This window comes from Paenibacillus sp. EC2-1, from assembly GCF_049311625.1.
GTDB lineage: Bacteria > Bacillota > Bacilli > Paenibacillales > Paenibacillaceae > Paenibacillus_AQ.
Window position 1 is genome coordinate 5,403,204 of record NZ_CP186006.1, and the last position, 18,379, is coordinate 5,421,582.

Here is an 18,379-nt window from a genome sequence, read left to right on the forward strand (position 1 = left end):
TTATCCATAACATCTAAAGAGCGAAGTTTGGGTATGCCTCTGATCTCGACAATTCAATCAACGACAATTTACCATCTTCCATCCGGTATACCTTATCGCAATATTGAAGCTGCTTTCTGACGCGACTTGACCTCTTGTGCAATTCAGCAGCACTCACATTTGGAACAGCTCTACTTCTGCCATCAATTGATCAGACAATAACGACTTGATCATTGAAGACTGAGACCCTTCTTCAAAGACGACATAATCAGCTTTCATGGTCTTGAATTCATTGAGCTATCTCGATAAATATTCCTAAGGATAAAATCTACTAGCACATTGAGCACATTGTAAAATGATGACTTTCTGTATTAATGTTCTACAAATTAACTTTTGAAACAATTTATAGATCAATGTCCAATGTTCTTAAAAAGGCGATTCTTTAAATATTAACTCAGTACCCGACGATAGATGCAGCACTGCGTACTTTTAATCACTCGTTCTTTCTTCTCTTTACAGATCATATCGTGCCGATACAACAAAATCCATCCCATTCTCAAGAAGGCCTAATTCCTTATCTTCCAAAGAATATATTTTGTTCTTAATTTATTACAACAGGTAGCAGTTGAATCAACCGATTTAGTGCACCACTTATAAAAAGCATGATGATTAGTACAAATAGTATGTCCGTTTTAATCAATGCATTTATCGACTGAATTCGTTTGTTTGCAATGATCTTATAGATTAGAAAAAAGTAAAACAATTGGTAGCATATCATCATGACTAGCCCGACGATTTGAAATGTTAAAAAGAGGGCCGCTGTTTGATTGTCCTTATGTAATTGCCATAATGTCATCGGAGCATCCTTAACTTCAATACTTGTAAATTTGTTTACTGCAATATCCAACTTATCAGGTGAGTAAATCGGATGGTTGATTAGAATAACCATCCCAAAGAAAAACAGCCAAAAGATCAGCAAATAATATCTATATCCATTGGAGATCGATTCTTTGAAATAAGCTACAAGAACCGCAGTTAGTAAACCTACAATCATTACTACAGTGGCAATCTCAATAATCATCGATTTATATTTGATATAAAAGAATATCGCTACCCCAAACACTGTGAGCGCGCCGAAACCTAATACCATAGCTTTCCCTATTTCATCATTCTCGCTGTTAGCGGTGGAAATAACGGGTGCAGGGTGATTCGTGGTGTGATAATGATGCTCGTATGTGGTTTTTCGTTTATCAACGTTTTTTGTTGTATTAAAGCTGTCGGTAATATTGCTGTTGTGACTATTCTTATGTATTGTTTTCGTCTTGTTAACTGTTACAAACAATCCTACACAAGTGATAATAATTCCGATAATACTTAGCCACGTGCTTAAGTCCATAGTGCGCCTCCACTTTCATTTATATTTTTCTGTGTTGGGCTATAGGATACTAGTAGATCAGCATCCACTTCGCACTTGTTGCCCATTCAAGAAAGGGCCGCGAGAGTATCATAGCCCAAGTTACTTATCACATAGTTGACTGCGCCGTGGATTTATCCAGAGTATCCAAGTTCCGCCGAATCGCGATGTTACCGAAGTGCACATCCACGGTACCGCCATGCTCAATCCAACGGCGAGGTGACGAGCACATGGAACAGATTTATGTGAGTCAGACGGTACAGCGAATACAGAAACGGCTGGGTCATAGTAATGATGGAGCGGCTTTTAAAGAATCGATTCCAGTTGAGGAGAACACAAGTACAAACTGTAACTGACTTCGATAAAATGGTAAGCTTGGGCTTCTTATATAGAGCCTACCGAGTGATGAGATACCGTTGAAGCAATTATGAAAACACCAGAGTTTGAGGTAATTAATAACAGATTGGCTGAACAAATGAATAGGGAATATGAGGAGAACTAAAAGAAAACGGGAGAACGCCTTGAGATAGATGTCCTACCTGGTGTTGAAATGTTGGAGCTTGGTGGAAAACTTGACGAGATTATGAGCAAGTTAACTCTGAGAATATCTCAATATTTCATGGTTTCTAAGAGTTCAATCACATCATCTTCCTTGAGGAAATCAATAAGGCATATTTTCTTTCCCAGCCCATTTAAAGAGGTTCCAAGGATAAATCCTTTCTTAGCCTCCGATGATATCCAAAACCTATCGTGGAAATCATCTGTAGTAACAAGCGATATAGCAATCCCTATTGAGTCCAGACTAGATTTCAACTCATTATATAGCTTTTCGTTGTAATTTGAATATGTTAATATTTTTATAGACTTGGCATTAGAATTACTTAACACATAATTAATCAGTTCAAAGTATTGACGATCATACTTACATTCCTTTGGGAAGAAATAACCATCTATAATGAAAAGAGTATTTCCATCAGCATCGATTTTGGATACATACTCCAAAATCTTTTGCTTTTTCTCATCTTCGCTCATGCATCTCCATAAGACTTCTTCAAGTAACAGTTCTCCCGTTAACATACCCGATTTAAACATTGCCTCTATAGCCTGTTCATGTGTATACGCAACATTTCCTAAGCTTAACCCTGTACTTTTATACAAATCATGACCTAGTTTTCCTATTATTTTTCCAATTTCTTCTTTTTTAACTCTACTTTCATCTGTATTAAGGATATATAGACTACTCATACCCAACCCCCTCCCTTTACTACCCTCATTCTTCATCGTCGTATCCTTCGTCATCCTCGCCTGTATAAAACACAGTCGCTTCAGCCAATGTTGCAACTACTGGAATAAACCGATCTTTTTAATTCCAAAAAAATCCCACTAGAACTGTTGTTGCAAATTATTGTATTATCGCATCAAATATTCATTTTGCTCTTTCTTTAGATTGAGGCGCTCAGTAAATGGATATTATTTTTTTCTGCATCAGGTCTAATAAGAACCCCTAAGTACTTTCCCTTCTCACTAAATTCTGACTCTTCCTCTTTCGAGAGCCCAGCTATTTCACGTAATGACTTCCATCATGTATAGAAATCAATATTGCCATCCTTATTGGTCATTAGATGTAAACTGCTCTCATTTACTTAACTAAAAACTAACCAGTCGTAGTATCGAATCAATTTACGGAAATTACTAACAATGGACTGATTGTTTGAATCTAATAGACTAATTCTTTCACTAATGAATAATTGCAGTTCCTCTACATCTATTGCTTTTGGGTCAAGAAGAATGACATTTTCAATAACCATGTGTATTGCCTGATTATTTATTAAATCTTGTATGTTACTATACCGGGATCTAATAGCATCCACCTTTATTTTTGTTGTCCTCGTCAAAAAGCTTTCATACCTGAACTTGGTTTTCTTTTTCACGCTTGGCGGAAGTTCATCAGTAGGTAGTCCACTTTCTTTAACATACCTATACACAGGCACGTATTGATCGCTTTTTAGCAACTCTGGAAGTGTAGTTAATACGATCTCCTTGGAGTCGTACTCAAGGCCGTTTATAATACCTTCAAATAATTCCCTTGAAGAAATACTGCCATAACCTTTCAAACCAAACTTTTTCGCTACGCCGACACCAACAAAAAACTCTACCTTTGACGGGTCAGTATCACTATCCAAATCAAGCGCTGCATGAAGTTGCCCTTTAGGGTCATTAGTTAAGATTAGTTCGTAAATTTGATCTTTCATTTTCCTCATCACTTTTGCCGGGTACTTACGTCTAAAATGCGTTAAGGCTCTATATACCGGAGTGTAGCTGCTCGCTTTTACTCGGGTCAGTGGCAAACTGATTTGATTAATGACTATTGACCCATCCTCAACTGAATCTTCTGCTCCGTGCGCGCGTTCAACAAAAATCAAACGATCTTTCAACTTACCAATGTTTTCGGTGGTCAAACATGCAGTAATAGATTCAAGTATTTTACGAATGTTTTCATCCGTTAGTGAGTATCCGATGAAAATAACTGGGTGCTCAATGAATATTGTTAAAAGCTTTGCTGCAAGATAAGGGTTTCTATCATTAAAATCCTTATAGTCATGAGCAGTAAGTACCAAACTATTTGGATTAGTACAGCAGCCGTGAATTTTGTAAATCTCAGCTACTTCTTTCGGGTTTGAGAAAAGCAATTCCTTTTGACCTACATATTTGAAAAATTCCTGATCTTCAAAAACCTGTTCTAAGAGCAAGTCCCAATTTGTTGTAATAATTCCGTCAATACATACGTCCTTTAATTGTAGAACTTCCTCGTCCAAACTTTCATCTTTTCCAAACTCGTACAGCTTATCATGGAGATATTTCGAGATTTCAATCTTTAGTGGTGAACTTCTATCTATAACATTATCGCGAAAGTCATCTCGGCTTTGCCTATAATTATCTTTTTGAAACCAGACCGGGTGGAAATCTTGTGCGAGTGCAGCGGCGACCTCATCAAGTTTGCCATCAGCAGAAGATAAATAGTACTCAAATTCTGTTGCGCTAAAACTAGCAAACTTTCGTAACAGCCCCGGCCAGTCCTCTAGGTTAATATACCTTCGCGAAAAGCCTGACCCGATAAAAAGAAATGGAGCAGACTGAAACTTTTTTAAATGGTCAGACAGCTTCTGCTCTATGTCCATTTGCTTTCCCTCCTTGCTAAACCATTTCTGAAACTATTCGACAAGTTCAATGCTACATCCTGCCAATAAGACTAAAAGAAGAGGGAAGATTGTCGCATTTCATAGGACTATCCTCCCAAATTACATAGAATCTATAATTTCATGGTGCTGTGAAACCGACATGAATATGGAATTAATCATATATTATTAAGTGTAATATAAGTACGAGGAGCCCTATATGGAGAACAATCACAATAAACTACTTTCACTGCTCGAAACTACTTTTAACCCTGATGGTGACATCTACTTTCTTGCAACCTCTGAAACACTTGTCGATCTGTAGTCGAAGAGCGACCCGTATACCAAGTACGGGTCGCTCTTACTTTTAAGGAAGGAGACACAGTAAACACTTACTATGACGGCACCGACGTATTTATAACGATGAGCGAGGATAGCATCCATTTCACCCCAGAAAATGATTGGGCTGACAGGCCTCCGGCTATGGAAGGAAGCCCAACCGTGCTCGCGCTAGGATGGATGTCGGAGTTGGCCGAACCGTTCTATGTTTCACCCGAGCTCTTGTAGCTGCAAAGCCAGTAGCAACCTCGAAATAATTGTAGTCAGGAGGGATCTGCAAAATGATCGACCTCACGTCAGACACGGTAATTACAAATTTCTACCAATGTAGTGCATTCCCCTATCCCTATTACATGCAGCAACTTCGCTCCACATTTGAGGACGAAGCCTTCCCCTCAACCGGCCACTGGTTTTTCATATTGGAAGAATTTGACCAAGTCCTGATGAGCAGATAGTTTTCTCATGCGCGGTAGGTACGTATTACCCCGAATACATCGAACGATTTATATCCGCCGATGGCACGCCCTCTTTAAAATCAAAACTCTAATATACCTAATTGTAAAAAAATCACAATTAACGAAAGAAAGCGTGTTAACCACATAACCACATTGAGCTCTCCTTTAACGAGGAGACCGGGAAGCAGACTTTGTACTTATCAATGATATAGAGACGCAGCATTCGGAACACCTTCTACAGAGACAAATGTAGAATTCTAATATGACTAATATCTTCAGAAAACTATACGGTGATAAATAATTTATTTATCATTTCAGTCATTGTTCTTCCAACTTCCTCAACAAGAAGATCGTTAAATTCTTCACTAGAAAATAATTTGTAAAGCTCATTTTGCACACGACGCATTGAACGATCGTGACTATACTGAGCACCGTATACACTTTCCAGTCTATCAATAACTTTTTGGTTACCAAAAGTCAGTTGCTGTGCTACTGCATCTAAAACCTGTAGTTGACGATACGGTTGTGAGAAATACTCTTTCAACTTCTCATTAAGAACTTGTTCATACCTTCTAAATAAAGATCCTTCTTCAGAAAATTGAGCTTTAGTTTCCTGAGACAATTGATTAATTTGAAGAGCATTAAGAATACCTTCCAATTCAGTAAGATCACCTTTTAAGTTTGCTGCCGATACCGATACAGCATCCATATTATACAACTGCTCAATACTCATATATGCAGTCAACGAGCGGTAGACAAGGCTCTTCATATTAATACTAATATTCAGATATTTCCCTGGATCTGATTTTGAATTATGTCCCAATCCAAGCTGTAATTTGCTCCAATATGCGTTCACTGTCCATGGTGAAATTTCTAGATAATTTGGTGCCACAGGTTCTGATGGGAATAAGTACGCATTTACGTTTATCTTTTCTTGAGTAAGCACTTTCTTAACTGCAGTAAGCTTCTCCAATATTCTTGTTTTATCAACAAATAATTCAATTGCAACCTTATTACGATCTGGAACAGAAACATAATGTGGCTTTGCCATTCCAGGTGGCAACATACTGTCCAAAATCGATTTAGTCATTTGTTCGAGAATACTATAAAGACCGATTGGTTTAAACGCTTGATCTGCCATTAGTTTAATTTTATGTGATTCTCTTAACTCTTTCATGAGTCTCTTATTGTCGTATTCTTCTAGTGCCTTTTGAATTGGGTCGTCTTCCTTCTCATAATAACGAAGTGAAATCCATCTAGCATCACATCGACCAATCATATTTACGAATTGTTCTGCCTTTTCTTCAACCTCTAATATAGTTTCTATAATGTTTTCATTATAATCTTTTTGACCTATCACAAGATTATTAGTCTTTTGTGATACCCTTGTTCCAATTAACTTATCCCCCTTGGTAAATAAAACATATACTGATTTATGCTGTGTTGACGATTTTTTCTCTAACTGATCATGAATAATATTACAAAAAGGCTTTAAAGTGTCATCCCTATCTTCAAGATTTAACAGAATTAAAAGAGAATTTGCTCGATAAGTTAATCCAACTTCAATACCTTCTTGAATAGTTTGCATATCATTAGCACTTTGATTAACCCCGACAGTATCTCTTAAACAAAGTCGGAACGGTGGTTCACTTAAATCATATGCCTTATCTTTGTACAATTCTTCATGCGGCCTGCAAGCAAGATAAGCTTCACGTATAATTAAACTATATGGTGCTTTGGGATTGAAAATTTGTCTTAGTGCATTAGCTTTTTCGGTTTCTAAAACACTGCCTTCTAACAATAGATCTGCTGGTGGTTCACCCGTCCATTCATATTGAAATTGCTTGCAAAATTCCATCCAAACAACTTTTTCAACTGATTGCAACCACTCTTGAAAGTAACCTTTGATTATTTGATCAGTATTGTCCCATAATGTTGTAAAGAGTTGTTGTCGTATCTCTGGATTTTTAAAAGCTTTCAAAGATGGCTCCTTCTTCTTTTCTTTTAGTAGATCTTCAAACGACGAGCCTTGATAGGTTTCCATATTCTTTAAAATCAATAGAACAGCATCTTTTAGCTCTTCTATACTTATTTGCTCCTTAATTTCACTAAGACGATATGTTGCTTTAGCAGGCTCTAAAACATGATGTAGCAACCAGCTGTCACTTATGTTTCTTACCGTTTCCTCCGCACTGTAATCATTTTTCCAGAAAAGGTCGCATAATGCATCCACCACAATAGTAACAATGCGTTTATAATCAAATGGTTGGGTCCGCACTTTAAATGCAAACTTATCTTCAGAAATACGCGAATCTAAGACAAAATTACAGGTAAACAAGGTCGTTTGATTCTTATCACCCACACCGATTTTTAGAATTTTTGATAAGTTTTTATTAAAAACTGCATTAATAAAAGCTGTTTTCCCCGCGCCAGAGGGACCAATTATACTAGTTGACGGGTATTGTTGGGAACGCATCAAAGCGTCTGTCGGTGAAATTTCTCTAAAACTTCTAGAACTGTTAGTTGTATTCATTGCTTACTCCCTTTCTAAAAATATTTACTCATAATAAGAACAATAATTGGTAGGCGCTTATTTAAATGGGCGCCTACCTTTAACTCTTAATAATACTTACGAGTTTCACAACTTGACTCATAGACACGCCCAGTTGTCTTGGTTGTTTTCAGTTTACAGTACAAGACGAACACATATATATGCTTCTTAATATGTGAAGCACATCTAGTTCTAATGATACTAACAACATAAAACTTTCCTGATTTTAACGGAAAAAGCAGGCTGGGAGAAGAATGATTGTGCAGATAATCCAGCACCTCATTTTGCGAGCTAAACGTTTGGTAAAACAATTTCATTGTAAATGCTCCCTTCGATAAATTCTTATCGACATTCGAGCAATGTACAGGTAAAACGAAAAGCCGTACAGTGTCTAAGGACACAGTACGGCAAAAATTCCTCCGTTTGTGCCTGTATCAACCATGACTAGTCATTGGATGAATATGGCTCGGCTTTATATTTATTGTATCTAAGGATACAACCTTCAATAAAGCTTCATATCTTAATATACAACTTAGCACAACGCCCAAGTTTTGGCAATATAAATAACCGAACTCAAATTCAGACCGCTCTCAGTGTAAAATTATCATTAAAATTTCGCCCTACTTATGATAAGGCTCCCCCCGATTAATCTTCACCGCCCGGTACACCTGCTCCACCAGCACCAACCGCATCAGCTGATGCGGCAAGGTCATCCGCCCGAAGCTCAGCTTCGTCTGCGCACGCTTCAGTACTTCCGCCGACAATCCATTCGAGCCGCCGATCACAAAGGCGACGGTGCTTGTCCCGTAGGTGCCAAGCTTGTCGATATGGGCAGCAAGCTCTTCGCTGGACCACAACTGACCTCCGATGGCCAGGGCAACGACGTGGGCATCCTGCTTAATGTGACTCAAGATCCCCGCTCCCTCTTTCTCCTGCACCTGGCGCATTTCGGCTTCGCTCATGTTCTCCGGCGCTTTCTCATCTGGCACCTCGTGTACAGTCAGACGCACATAAGGTGCTAGACGTTTGCTATACTCTGCAATCCCCTGCACCAGATATTTCTCTTTCAACTTACCAACACATACGATTTGTATATTCATAGCGTAACCGCTCCTTATTCTAGTCCTATTCTGTCGTTCATTCTAACATGATGGTCATTGCGTATAAAGTTCAATACCTTCTTACTTACACGATCTCCAATGTAATAAGCAACTTCCTTTACACATGACTAATCTTCAAAGTAATATATTTGCCATTTAACATTTATAACCATTACAATACTGATGTACTAGAGGCTTATTATTTATGTAGGGGGAGTGATCCATATGAGAGTTGGGATAATTGGCGGAGGGTTTGGATTGCGGGTACAAGCACCTATTATACTAACTCACCCAAGCATGAAGTTAGTGGCTGTAAGTACAATGAACCGCCACAAGTTAACTGAAGAGTCAAGAGAAAAAACACTTCCTGTTCACTATACGGATTGGATTCAGATGCTGGACCATGAAAAACTTGACTTAATTATTATCAGCTCTTTACCTAAGTATCACTATAGTATGGTTCGACATGCCATGAATAAAGGAGTCCATGTTATTTGTGAGAAACCATTCACAATGAACAGCCAAGAATCTAATGACTTGCTAAATCTATCTAATACTAATGAAGTTAAGATTTTTATTGATTTTGAATGGAGATACCTCGCAATTCGTCAAAAGGCTAAAGAACTCTTATCACACCATGCCATTGGTACATTACTTCATCTGGAATATCATATTTCTAGTCCAGAATACCAAAAACTTCAATCTACTGTGCGGGGTTGGATGGGAGAGAAAAATCAGTTTGGAGGTATGTTAGGTGCATTAGGCACACATATGATTGATTGTTTACGATGGTTAGAAGATGATGAGATTGAACAGATTCATGGTTTAACCCATACCCATGTCCCACTAGGTTCTGGCGAACAGAGGGATGCAGACGATGCATTTTTTATTCATGGTACTATGAGGAGTGGATCTACTTTCTCCATTCAATTCTTATCGGGAATTAATCATGCATTCGGCTCTAATCTGAAGATGTTTGGTAGCAGTGGTACACTTCAAATTATTAACGATAAAACATTGTGGTATGGCAGAGCAAATGAACCTCTCCAAGAAATACCTAGTCCTATTCCTATTACAGCACCATCCACCCTGTCAGTTGAAGCTCAGGCTTATTATCCCGCATTTTACACCTTTTTAGATAAGGTATATGACTACATTGCTAATAATAAAAAAGATAAAGATTTACCGACAATTGTAGATGGACATGCGAACCAACTCGCTATCGAGAAAATAATAGGCAATATTTATACAACAAAAAAAGCGTGAATGCTCACGCTTTTTCATTCATATCCATCTATGCTTGTATCCCTAACCTTCTAAACAACCAAAAACTCCGCATGCTTCTCGCACTCCGCGCACTTCACCGGTGGGTCCCAGTCTGAGAACTCCGTCTCCTTCAAATCGACAACGTCCGGGGCTTCCTCGTACTCATCCACGAAATTCTCGATCGCTAGCTCCACATGTTCCTTGCATACGACGTACATTTATAAGCATCCTTTCTGTCTTTCGCATCCTGTTGTGCCTGATATTTAAAAGTATAGCCACTCTTCTGTTCTACCACACTATCTGAGAAAAAGAAATGCTTTTGTCGAAACAGCCGGGAATCGGCAGGATTCCTGCAGAAAAAGGGCGCGAATATCACGCCCTCCCACATTATTCCTCTGGTTTCTCTTCCAATAATACCTTCAAGCTCTGTTCCTTGCCACCACGGTAAAAAGTCACATCCAGCTTGTCGCCGATCTTCGTGTCACGGTACAGAAACTTGCGCAGATCCAGTGTCGTATGAATCGGTTTACCGTTAAACTTCGTAATCACATCGTTCAGCTTCAGTCCTGCATCCTTTGCCGGTCCTAATGCATCAAGTACGACAACACCTTCCGTCACCGTCTTAGGCAGCTTCAGGTCCTTAATCTCCTGTTTGCTCATGGGAGCATAAGGGTTACTAAGGTCTACAGTGTATACACCCAGATATGGACGGGCAATCTTGCCTTTCAGAATCAATTCCTTCACAATTTCAGTCACATCGTTCGTTGGAATGGCAAATCCTAAGCCTTCTACGCCCGTATCTGCGATCTTCATCGTGTTGATCCCAATCACTTTACCGTTCAGATCCACAAGCGCACCGCCGCTGTTCCCTTCGTTAATCGCTGCATCCGTCTGGATCACCTCAGTCTCCCAATCGAACACACCATCTTGGTTCAGTGATACCGGGATAATTCGTTTGGTATAACTGATAATTCCTGAAGTTAGCGTATCACCGAGTCCAAGTGGGTTACCAATGGCAAATACCGTCTCGCCAAGACGAAGCTTGGATGAATCTCCGAATTCAGCAACATCGCCAATGCCCTTGCTATCGATAGCTAACACGGCAATATCACTCACGCGGTCAGTGCCAACCAAAGTAGCTTTTTTGGTCTCTCCGTTGATCGTCACAACTTCAAGTGAATCCGCGCCATCAATAACGTGATTGTTCGTAATAACATAGGCCTTACCTTCGATTTTTTTGAAAATAACGCCGGATCCTAAAGCCGAATTCTCTGCTGCGAAATCATCACCAAAATCAAAATCCTCACCGAAATCGAAATCTTCCCCCAGATCGAAATCTTCCGGTAACTCTTCCAAGTCACCTGATTCTGGCTCAGCGCCTTCTTCCAACTCCTTGCCATCCTGTTCTTCCGGAATGACCGGCTCTGGATCCTTATGCGTAACGATGCTGACGACTGCGGGGCGAACCTTCGCTGCTGCATTCACCAAGCGTTCATACGGATCACCATCACTCTGGGATACGGGATGACCGTTCGTTATGGCGATTCTGGAGGAGGTAGATGGATGCCCAGTTAACAGGCTGAACAAAAAAATGGCAATGAGCGCACTGCATACCGAGCTGATCGCTGAGATCTGGAGTGTAGATAAGCTTCTACGTCTGCGACTTGCGCGCCATTTGACCCGTTCCGGGCGCTCCTCGCTGATTTTTTTACTACGTCTGGATACTTTTGTCGAATAAAAATCATCATCAAACAATCCCATCGCGATCCCTCTCCCCTTCGTCGTTACACGACAAGATGCATCCTGCGCTATAACAACTCTCGTCTTCGGAACCCATTCTCCCGCCCATCAGGTTCCTGCACCGGCCCAAGGCAATAACCGAGTGTCCGTCTTCAGCACATTCTATATAGTAATAAACACTTATGTGAATCAAAAAGTTGCACCTCGTGGGCGATTATACATACTTATCGGTCAAAGTTGTGTAGCTCGACACCCCTTTTTACGAGCAATCGCAAATTCAATCAGGACTGGTATGTACCGGGATAATTTTTGTAAATATGTTCCTATCTATTTATACCACCATGTGGCCCATCATAAGCGCCCTTTTTGATGAATATCCATGAAAAAAACAATCTTTTTGTGAAAAACGGGAATGTTTTTCCAAAGTGGGGACTACAATAGAAACAAGCCTCTATGAAAGACGAATCAGAGATTGCCAGATTCATAGATTTCAAGCCTGTATTCTTCGTTCATTGTACCATAACGGCATAGGTTCACGTCAGTTTTTCTAGCTCACTTTGGAACGTTATTCTTTGGAAAATGATGCTCTACATCAATCATATAAGGAGGAATTTCATTATGGAACGTTATAGTGCAGGATCAGCTATGGATTTCGTACATATCGCGGCAAAGCTGGGGGATTTAAAGGATGAGCACTATCAGAGCACCCTTGCTATTAGCACCATCATCGAGCTGTTAATCGATAAAGGACTGCTAACTCGTGAAGAGATCGCACGCAAAGCTGAGGAACTTGATCAGTTTATGTCTCACCCTTCTTATCCTAATGCATAATAGGTAATAACTATTCCTTTAATTTATCCCACGGGGTGGATTTATTATAGTACGTATCACATAACTTAAATTCACTGTCCTTGAAGAAGCAACCGTTATCCTCCATCGTATCCCGAACCGTCATTTTGGCAAGATCCATCATGTTGTGGTCCAGGCTAAGGTGAGCCAGATAAGCCCGCTTCGTATCTCCAGTGAGCAGCTCACTAAGTGCATCGCCTGCCGATACATTCGATAAGTGACCCATATCGCCGAGAATACGGCGCTTGGTGTTCCATGGATATCGTCCCATACGGAGCATTTCAATGTCATGATTCGCTTCAAGAACCAGTACATCACAGCCTTCAATCGCTTTTTTCACTTTGTCACTTACATATCCGAGGTCTGTAGCTACACCTAGCTTCTCATCTCCATCATAGAAGCAATAACCCACTGGTGCCGCAGCATCGTGTGAGATTTCAAAAGGTTCTACGCGAAGGGTTCCAAGATCCTTCACCTCATGACTGTCCAGTACAACCCGGTTCTCTTCCGCAATCTTGCCGACTGACCGATTGATGGCCTCCCAAGTCTTCTCGTTCGCATAGATCGGAAGATTATATTTACGGGCAACTGCGCCCAGTCCTTTAATATGGTCGGAATGCTCATGCGTAACCAATATCCCATCAATCTCTTCGCCGGACATGTCACGCTCCTTCAGAAGTTCGTCAATCCGCCGTGCACTAAGCCCGGCATCGATTAGAAGTGTCGTGTCCTCATTTCGGACAACCGTTGCATTGCCCGTTGAGCCGCTCGACAGCACGGAAAAAGATATCCCCATAACTTTGTTACTCCTTTACTTTCTCCGCCTTAGGTGTGAATACATCTCCACTAATCCCTTGGACGTAGATCATTTCTCCATTATCCAGTGTAAATCGCCATGCCGGTGCGGCAAGCTCCACATCGGTATTAAACATCTGTCCGTAATAACCAAGCTGTATCTCCTTGACGGATGACCTTGGTGGAATGAAATTTCGCTCAATGAGCGTACCTAGTGCCTTGGAGGCAGATAGTACCTTCTGCTCCTCCATATCATTCGTAGATAGAATCTCTAGCACAGGCTTGCGGAACGATTCTATCTTCTGACTCTCATGAAACAGCTCCAATTCCACATTAAAAAGTGGCCATTCACCATTCACCATCGGCCGAAATACAAAAGCATTCTCTTTATCAGAATATTGATCATGGCGATATTCCGTTATATCAGGTATTTGTGATTCCAGTGCATCTACAAGTTGCTTCTGATCCGAATAGATGAGTTTTGTTTCTACTGGCTCTTCTAGCTCTACCGGCTTGCCTTGTCTTGGAACACTGTACTTATAAGCAATCTTCGGTAGCTGCGGCGTCTCAGAGGGGATCGGACTCAATACCTGAATCCGGTTCTCTTCCATAACCCGCTGCGTATTCTCAGATAGGGAAGTGAAGTCAAGATTGGAGCCGGCCTGCTCCCGGTAATCCATCCACAACTGATAGCCCAGCACCAGGTTCAGCAGGAGGAATGCATAGATCAATACATTTTTAGCCCGTCCCCAATCCATAAACTTCCCCCCTCATCTCCATTTGTGCTTTACTCGATTACCTTCATACTGCCATTTGGAAGCTGAACAGCCCATGCTGGTCTTAGCCATAACCCCGACTCTGTGATTAATGGCAAGTATACCGGCTCTAAATCTATGATTTTCATCTTCTTGGACATGATATCAATCTTCTCACGCAGCTTATCTCCTGCTGCTAGCTTCACAATTTTCTTCTTCTGTTCATCTGTCTCTACATATAGGAGAGACCGCTCATAAGAAGTTACTGTCCCATTCTGCAGCTCTAGCTTCATCGTGCCATAATTAAAATCTGGCGTGTTAAGAATCGGGTATCCACGGTGATACTGCTGAAACTCCACCATGGTTCGATCTTCAATGTCCTTCGATTGGCTCATACGGTAACCACCGTTCCAACCCCCATGCTGGTTCACGAAATCAATGGCTGACAGAACGTCTTTGCCAGGGCTACTATCGCCAGATGGTGGTGCTGCTGGGTCTGTATAGTTGATCCAATTCTGTTTTTCATCCACCTGCAGACTACGTTTACTGTCTGTGTAAATCTCCGACCCATCTCGCTCTCTAATATTTCGGGTAATACTCGGATCAAAGAATAAGCTTCGCTGCATTTGTTCCACCGTGTACATACCAATTGGCAGCTCCAGACTCACCATGCTCAGCTGCTCCTCCGGTAAATAGAAGGAAGCGTCATCCTCCATCGTATATGGAACCCAGTCCCGCCCGAAATCAACCAGTTGATGAACATCTTGCACCGTCAAGTCTACTTGAGCAGCTTCATAGACGACATCCCCTTCAGTACTGAAGAATAACGCATGCACTTTGGGTTCCCCATCTATACTATAGAGCCACATTTTATCGATGCTTTCCCCTTCAAACAAGGAATCCGGCTTGATCTGCATCACCTTCTGAAGCAGCGTCACAGGCATACCGGAGCCAAAGCTCAGCTCAATCCCTTTACTACTTGCACGCAGCTTGGTCCAGTCCATATTGTTTACGGTACGTCGCTGAAAGCTATCAAACTCCCGTCCTTTAAGCCGGTTATAAACAAGGTCGTAGAACATTTGCTCGGGATAGAACACCGTGTGCTTATCGCCGCCCAAGTGTATGATGATTTTCTTCGGATAAATTAAGTTTTCTGCTTTCTCATCTGGCCCCATAGCCTCTGTCTTGATGTATGGAGTCTCAGCTTGCACCACCGAATCACTGCCAGGAAGACGATAGATGAGAAAATAGCTCTGTACCAGACTGCCAAGCACTAATACTAGCAGTGCTGCGGTCTTCAATCGTTCCTTCACATCGGCTCCCTCCCTTCATCATTCAGAGGCAGCGTGAAGGTAACCTTCGTGCCTTTTTCAAGCTCAGATTGGAGAGAGATACTCCCGCCATGTACTCTTACAATTTCCCGGGCAATGGACAACCCAAGTCCGGTTCCACCCATATTCCGAGTTCGGGCCTTATCTACCCTGTAGAAGCGTTCAAATATCCGGTCTAAATCCTTCTTCGGAATGCCGATTCCGGTATCCGCCACGGACAGAGATAACATACTGCCATCCTCTGTCACACTTGCCTCCATCGTAATCGTGCCTCCATCAGGCGTATATTTAAGAGCGTTCGAGATCAGATTATCGAGCACCTGATCAATCCCATCACGATCAAGCATCGCGGTCGATACGCCCGGTTTCGCATCAATGATCGTCCGTACATTTTTTTGCTGCATCTGAAACGAGAACCGGTCCTCCACATCTTCGAGCATCTCCGCAATATCCACTAGCTGTTTGCGCAGCGCGCTTTCTTTGGAATCCAGTCGTGATAAATGCAGTAGATCGGTGACCAGCCGAATCATCCGGCCTGTCTCATTCTGAATAACACCCACAAAGCGCGGTGCCATCTGCTTGTCTTCTAGCGCCCCATCCTCCAGTGCCTCCGTATAACTCTTGATCGTAGTCAGAGGTGTGCGCAGTTCATGCGATACATTCGCAACGAATTCACGGCGTGAAGCTTCCAACTTCTCTTGCTCCGTAACATCTTGTAATACAGCAATCGTGCCGGTAATGCCAATCTCCCGCCGATGAATTGGCGTGAAGGTTACCCGCATCATAAACGGTTCCCCGCCTTCATTCGGCGTGATCTCCAGCAGTTTCGAATCACTACCCCCTCGGGCTAACGACTCTGCCTCAGGCTCCGGAAGACCTAGCAGCGTGCCAATTTCACGACCAGCCAGCTCTTCCCCCTCCACACCAAGCATCTGCCCAGCACGACGGTTCATGAGGATAACACGGCCCCCTTCATCGGTCGCAATCACACCATCACTCATGTTCGTGAGAATGGAAGCAAGTTTCTCCTTCTCTTCCTCGTTCTGGGACAGAGCTTCCCGTAACCGGCTCGTCATATAATTAAAAGCCTGACTGAGTTGGCCAATTTCATCGCTTCCGAATACAGGCGTCTTCTCGGTGAAGCGGCCCTCGGCCACCGCACGCGCATGACGAGTCAATTCCTTAATCGGATGGGTAATGGTGTGGGATAGAATAACCCCAAGCACCGCCGTTAGACCAAGCGCTAACAGGATACCGGATATAAAAATATTATTAATCCGCTGCATCGTCCCATACAGCTCACTCATACTGGCCACGATATAGATCGCACCAACGATTTTTCCATTATGAATGACAGGCTTGGCCACTACTTTCTTACGAGTGCCATCATCATCGATAATATATTCCTCATTATCTACAATGCCCTGTAGCGCGCGGCTAACTACCGTCTGCGTATTCTTATTGCCTACATAGTCTGCATGCGACAGCAGCGATGTGGTGAGCACTTTTCCGGTTGCATCGAGCACCTGAATCTCTGCGCCATCCATATTGAACAGATTGCTGACCATCACTTGTAGGCTTTCTTCCGGATCTTCATCCGATTCACTGCCACCGGCGAGCGTCTTCGCTGCAAGTACAGACATCAGCTCTGCCCGCTCCTGTAGATCGGTCGTAAAGTTGCTCGTTAAGGAGTTTTTCATAGCACTCACAAAGTAAACACCGATCAACTGCATCGCAATCAAGATCAGCAGCACATATATAATGATGACCTTCGCCTGAATCGTGCGAAAGAAGGAGAGCCACTTCATTACAGTCCTCCATTTTTGGAACTGCGCATCAAATAGCCAAGCCCCCGCCGCGTCAAAATATACTCCGGCTTACTCGGATTCTCCTCAATCTTCTCACGCAGCCGGCGAATGGTTACATCGACCGTACGTACATCACCAAAATACTCAAAACCCCAAACGGCCTGCAATAGATGTTCACGCGTCATTACTTTTCCGGCATTCTTGGCTAAATAATAAACCAGCTCATACTCACGGTGCGTCAGATCGAGCGCTTCCCCGCCTTTATATACCATATACATATCTGTATCAATAAATAGTTCAAACAGACGCAGTCCTTGCTTATTAGCTTCAGAGGAGCCGTTGTTATCCGCCGGACTATCTGCTTTATGCTGACGTCGCATCTGAGCTTTCACTCGTGCCAGCAGCTCTCGCGTACTGAAAGGCTTGGTCACATAATCATCGGCACCGAGCTCAAGACCAAGTACTTTATCAATCTCTCCGTCCTTAGCAGTCAGCATGATAATTGGAATATGCAAGTTAGCAGCCCGCACCTCGCGGCATACATCCATTCCGTCTTTTCCCGGCAACATCAAATCGAGCAGCATCAGATCAGGACGTTTTGATAGCGCAAGCTCTACTGCACTGATCCCGTCAAATGCGCAAATTACCTCATAGCCCTCTTTTTCGAGATTAAATTTCAATATATCGGCGATGGGCTGTTCGTCATCCACCACCAGAATGGTACCCTGCATATAGCTATTCACCTCATACTCTCACTTGAACGGTCTTCGCTCTATTTTATCATACCTGACGATCCCAAACATCCGCCTACCGTTGTAAAA

The 18,379-nt window shown here is 42.1% G+C and carries 16 protein-coding genes; 4 read left to right on the plus strand and 12 right to left on the minus strand.

Going from position 1 to position 18,379, the window contains the following annotated elements; translation table 11 throughout:
- Positions 1 to 580: 580 nt before the first annotated feature.
- Positions 581 to 1,375 carry a hypothetical protein gene (locus tag ACK8P5_RS25270; protein WP_422658927.1) on the minus strand — a complete coding sequence of 265 codons (795 nt, stop codon included), beginning with the start codon at positions 1,373 to 1,375 and terminating at the stop codon, positions 581 to 583.
- Positions 1,376 to 1,623: 248 nt separating this feature from the next.
- Between ACK8P5_RS25270 and ACK8P5_RS25275 the strand changes: the two genes are divergently transcribed.
- Positions 1,624 to 1,749 (plus strand): hypothetical protein, encoded by a 126-nt coding sequence (locus ACK8P5_RS25275; RefSeq protein ID WP_422658928.1) that lies wholly within the window; start codon positions 1,624 to 1,626, stop codon positions 1,747 to 1,749.
- Between the two features lie 253 nt (positions 1,750 to 2,002).
- Here the strand turns inward: ACK8P5_RS25275 and ACK8P5_RS25280 are convergent, their stop codons facing one another.
- Together ACK8P5_RS25280 and ACK8P5_RS25285 are read right to left on the minus strand one after the other, a co-directional pair.
- Positions 2,003 to 2,638 carry a hypothetical protein gene (locus tag ACK8P5_RS25280; protein WP_422658929.1) on the minus strand — a complete coding sequence of 212 codons (636 nt, stop codon included), beginning with the start codon at positions 2,636 to 2,638 and terminating at the stop codon, positions 2,003 to 2,005.
- 398 nt (positions 2,639 to 3,036) lie between these two features.
- Positions 3,037 to 4,572 (minus strand): SIR2 family protein, encoded by a 1,536-nt coding sequence (locus tag ACK8P5_RS25285; protein ID WP_422658930.1) that lies wholly within the window; start codon positions 4,570 to 4,572, stop codon positions 3,037 to 3,039.
- A 420-nt stretch (positions 4,573 to 4,992) separates the two neighbouring features.
- On the opposite strand from ACK8P5_RS25285, the gene ACK8P5_RS25290 reads away from it, so the two are divergent.
- Positions 4,993 to 5,136: a hypothetical protein gene (locus ACK8P5_RS25290; protein ID WP_422658931.1), complete on the plus strand. Its 144-nt coding sequence runs from the start codon at positions 4,993 to 4,995 to the stop codon at positions 5,134 to 5,136.
- Positions 5,137 to 5,646: 510 nt separating this feature from the next.
- On the opposite strand, the gene ACK8P5_RS25295 is transcribed toward ACK8P5_RS25290, so the two are convergent.
- Both ACK8P5_RS25295 and rlmH read right to left on the minus strand, forming a co-directional pair.
- The gene (locus tag ACK8P5_RS25295) at positions 5,647 to 7,896 is read right to left on the minus strand and encodes a GTPase domain-containing protein (protein ID WP_422658932.1); all 2,250 of its coding nucleotides are present in this window, start codon (positions 7,894 to 7,896) and stop codon (positions 5,647 to 5,649) included.
- Positions 7,897 to 8,534: 638 nt separating this feature from the next.
- Entirely contained in the window at positions 8,535 to 9,014 is a 480-nt protein-coding gene (gene rlmH / locus ACK8P5_RS25300; RefSeq protein ID WP_422658933.1) for a 23S rRNA (pseudouridine(1915)-N(3))-methyltransferase RlmH, read from the minus strand.
- A 225-nt stretch (positions 9,015 to 9,239) separates the two neighbouring features.
- Between rlmH and ACK8P5_RS25305 the strand changes: the two genes are divergently transcribed.
- Positions 9,240 to 10,280, plus strand: coding sequence for a Gfo/Idh/MocA family protein (locus ACK8P5_RS25305; RefSeq protein WP_422658934.1), 1,041 nt, complete (start codon positions 9,240 to 9,242; stop codon positions 10,278 to 10,280).
- Positions 10,281 to 10,330: 50 nt separating this feature from the next.
- Here the strand turns inward: ACK8P5_RS25305 and ACK8P5_RS25310 are convergent, their stop codons facing one another.
- Positions 10,331 to 10,498: a CxxH/CxxC protein gene (locus ACK8P5_RS25310; protein ID WP_422658935.1), complete on the minus strand. Its 168-nt coding sequence runs from the start codon at positions 10,496 to 10,498 to the stop codon at positions 10,331 to 10,333.
- Between the two features lie 169 nt (positions 10,499 to 10,667).
- The gene (locus tag ACK8P5_RS25315) at positions 10,668 to 12,041 is read right to left on the minus strand and encodes a S1C family serine protease (protein ID WP_422658936.1); all 1,374 of its coding nucleotides are present in this window, start codon (positions 12,039 to 12,041) and stop codon (positions 10,668 to 10,670) included.
- Positions 12,042 to 12,638: 597 nt separating this feature from the next.
- On the opposite strand from ACK8P5_RS25315, the gene ACK8P5_RS25320 reads away from it, so the two are divergent.
- On the plus strand, positions 12,639 to 12,851 hold the full coding sequence (locus ACK8P5_RS25320; RefSeq protein ID WP_422658937.1) for a hypothetical protein: 213 nt from the start codon (positions 12,639 to 12,641) through the stop codon (positions 12,849 to 12,851).
- Positions 12,852 to 12,861: 10 nt separating this feature from the next.
- Here the strand turns inward: ACK8P5_RS25320 and ACK8P5_RS25325 are convergent, their stop codons facing one another.
- The 5 genes from ACK8P5_RS25325 to yycF are packed head-to-tail and all read right to left on the minus strand — an operon-like array spanning position 12,862 to position 18,289.
- Positions 12,862 to 13,665, minus strand: coding sequence for an MBL fold metallo-hydrolase (locus ACK8P5_RS25325; protein WP_422658938.1), 804 nt, complete (start codon positions 13,663 to 13,665; stop codon positions 12,862 to 12,864).
- 7 nt (positions 13,666 to 13,672) lie between these two features.
- A complete protein-coding gene (yycI, locus tag ACK8P5_RS25330; RefSeq protein WP_422658939.1) occupies positions 13,673 to 14,422 on the minus strand; it encodes a two-component system regulatory protein YycI in 750 nt (249 codons plus the stop codon).
- Between the two features lie 29 nt (positions 14,423 to 14,451).
- Positions 14,452 to 15,732 (minus strand): YycH family regulatory protein, encoded by a 1,281-nt coding sequence (locus ACK8P5_RS25335; protein WP_422658940.1) that lies wholly within the window; start codon positions 15,730 to 15,732, stop codon positions 14,452 to 14,454.
- Entirely contained in the window at positions 15,729 to 17,558 is a 1,830-nt protein-coding gene (walK, locus tag ACK8P5_RS25340; RefSeq protein ID WP_422658941.1) for a cell wall metabolism sensor histidine kinase WalK, read from the minus strand. The genes ACK8P5_RS25335 and walK overlap by 4 nt, the downstream gene beginning before the upstream one ends.
- Complete coding sequence (gene yycF / locus ACK8P5_RS25345) at positions 17,558 to 18,289, minus strand: response regulator YycF (RefSeq protein ID WP_422658942.1); 732 nt, start codon at positions 18,287 to 18,289, stop codon at positions 17,558 to 17,560. Before yycF ends, walK begins: the two co-directional genes overlap by 1 nt.
- Positions 18,290 to 18,379 lie beyond the last annotated feature (90 nt).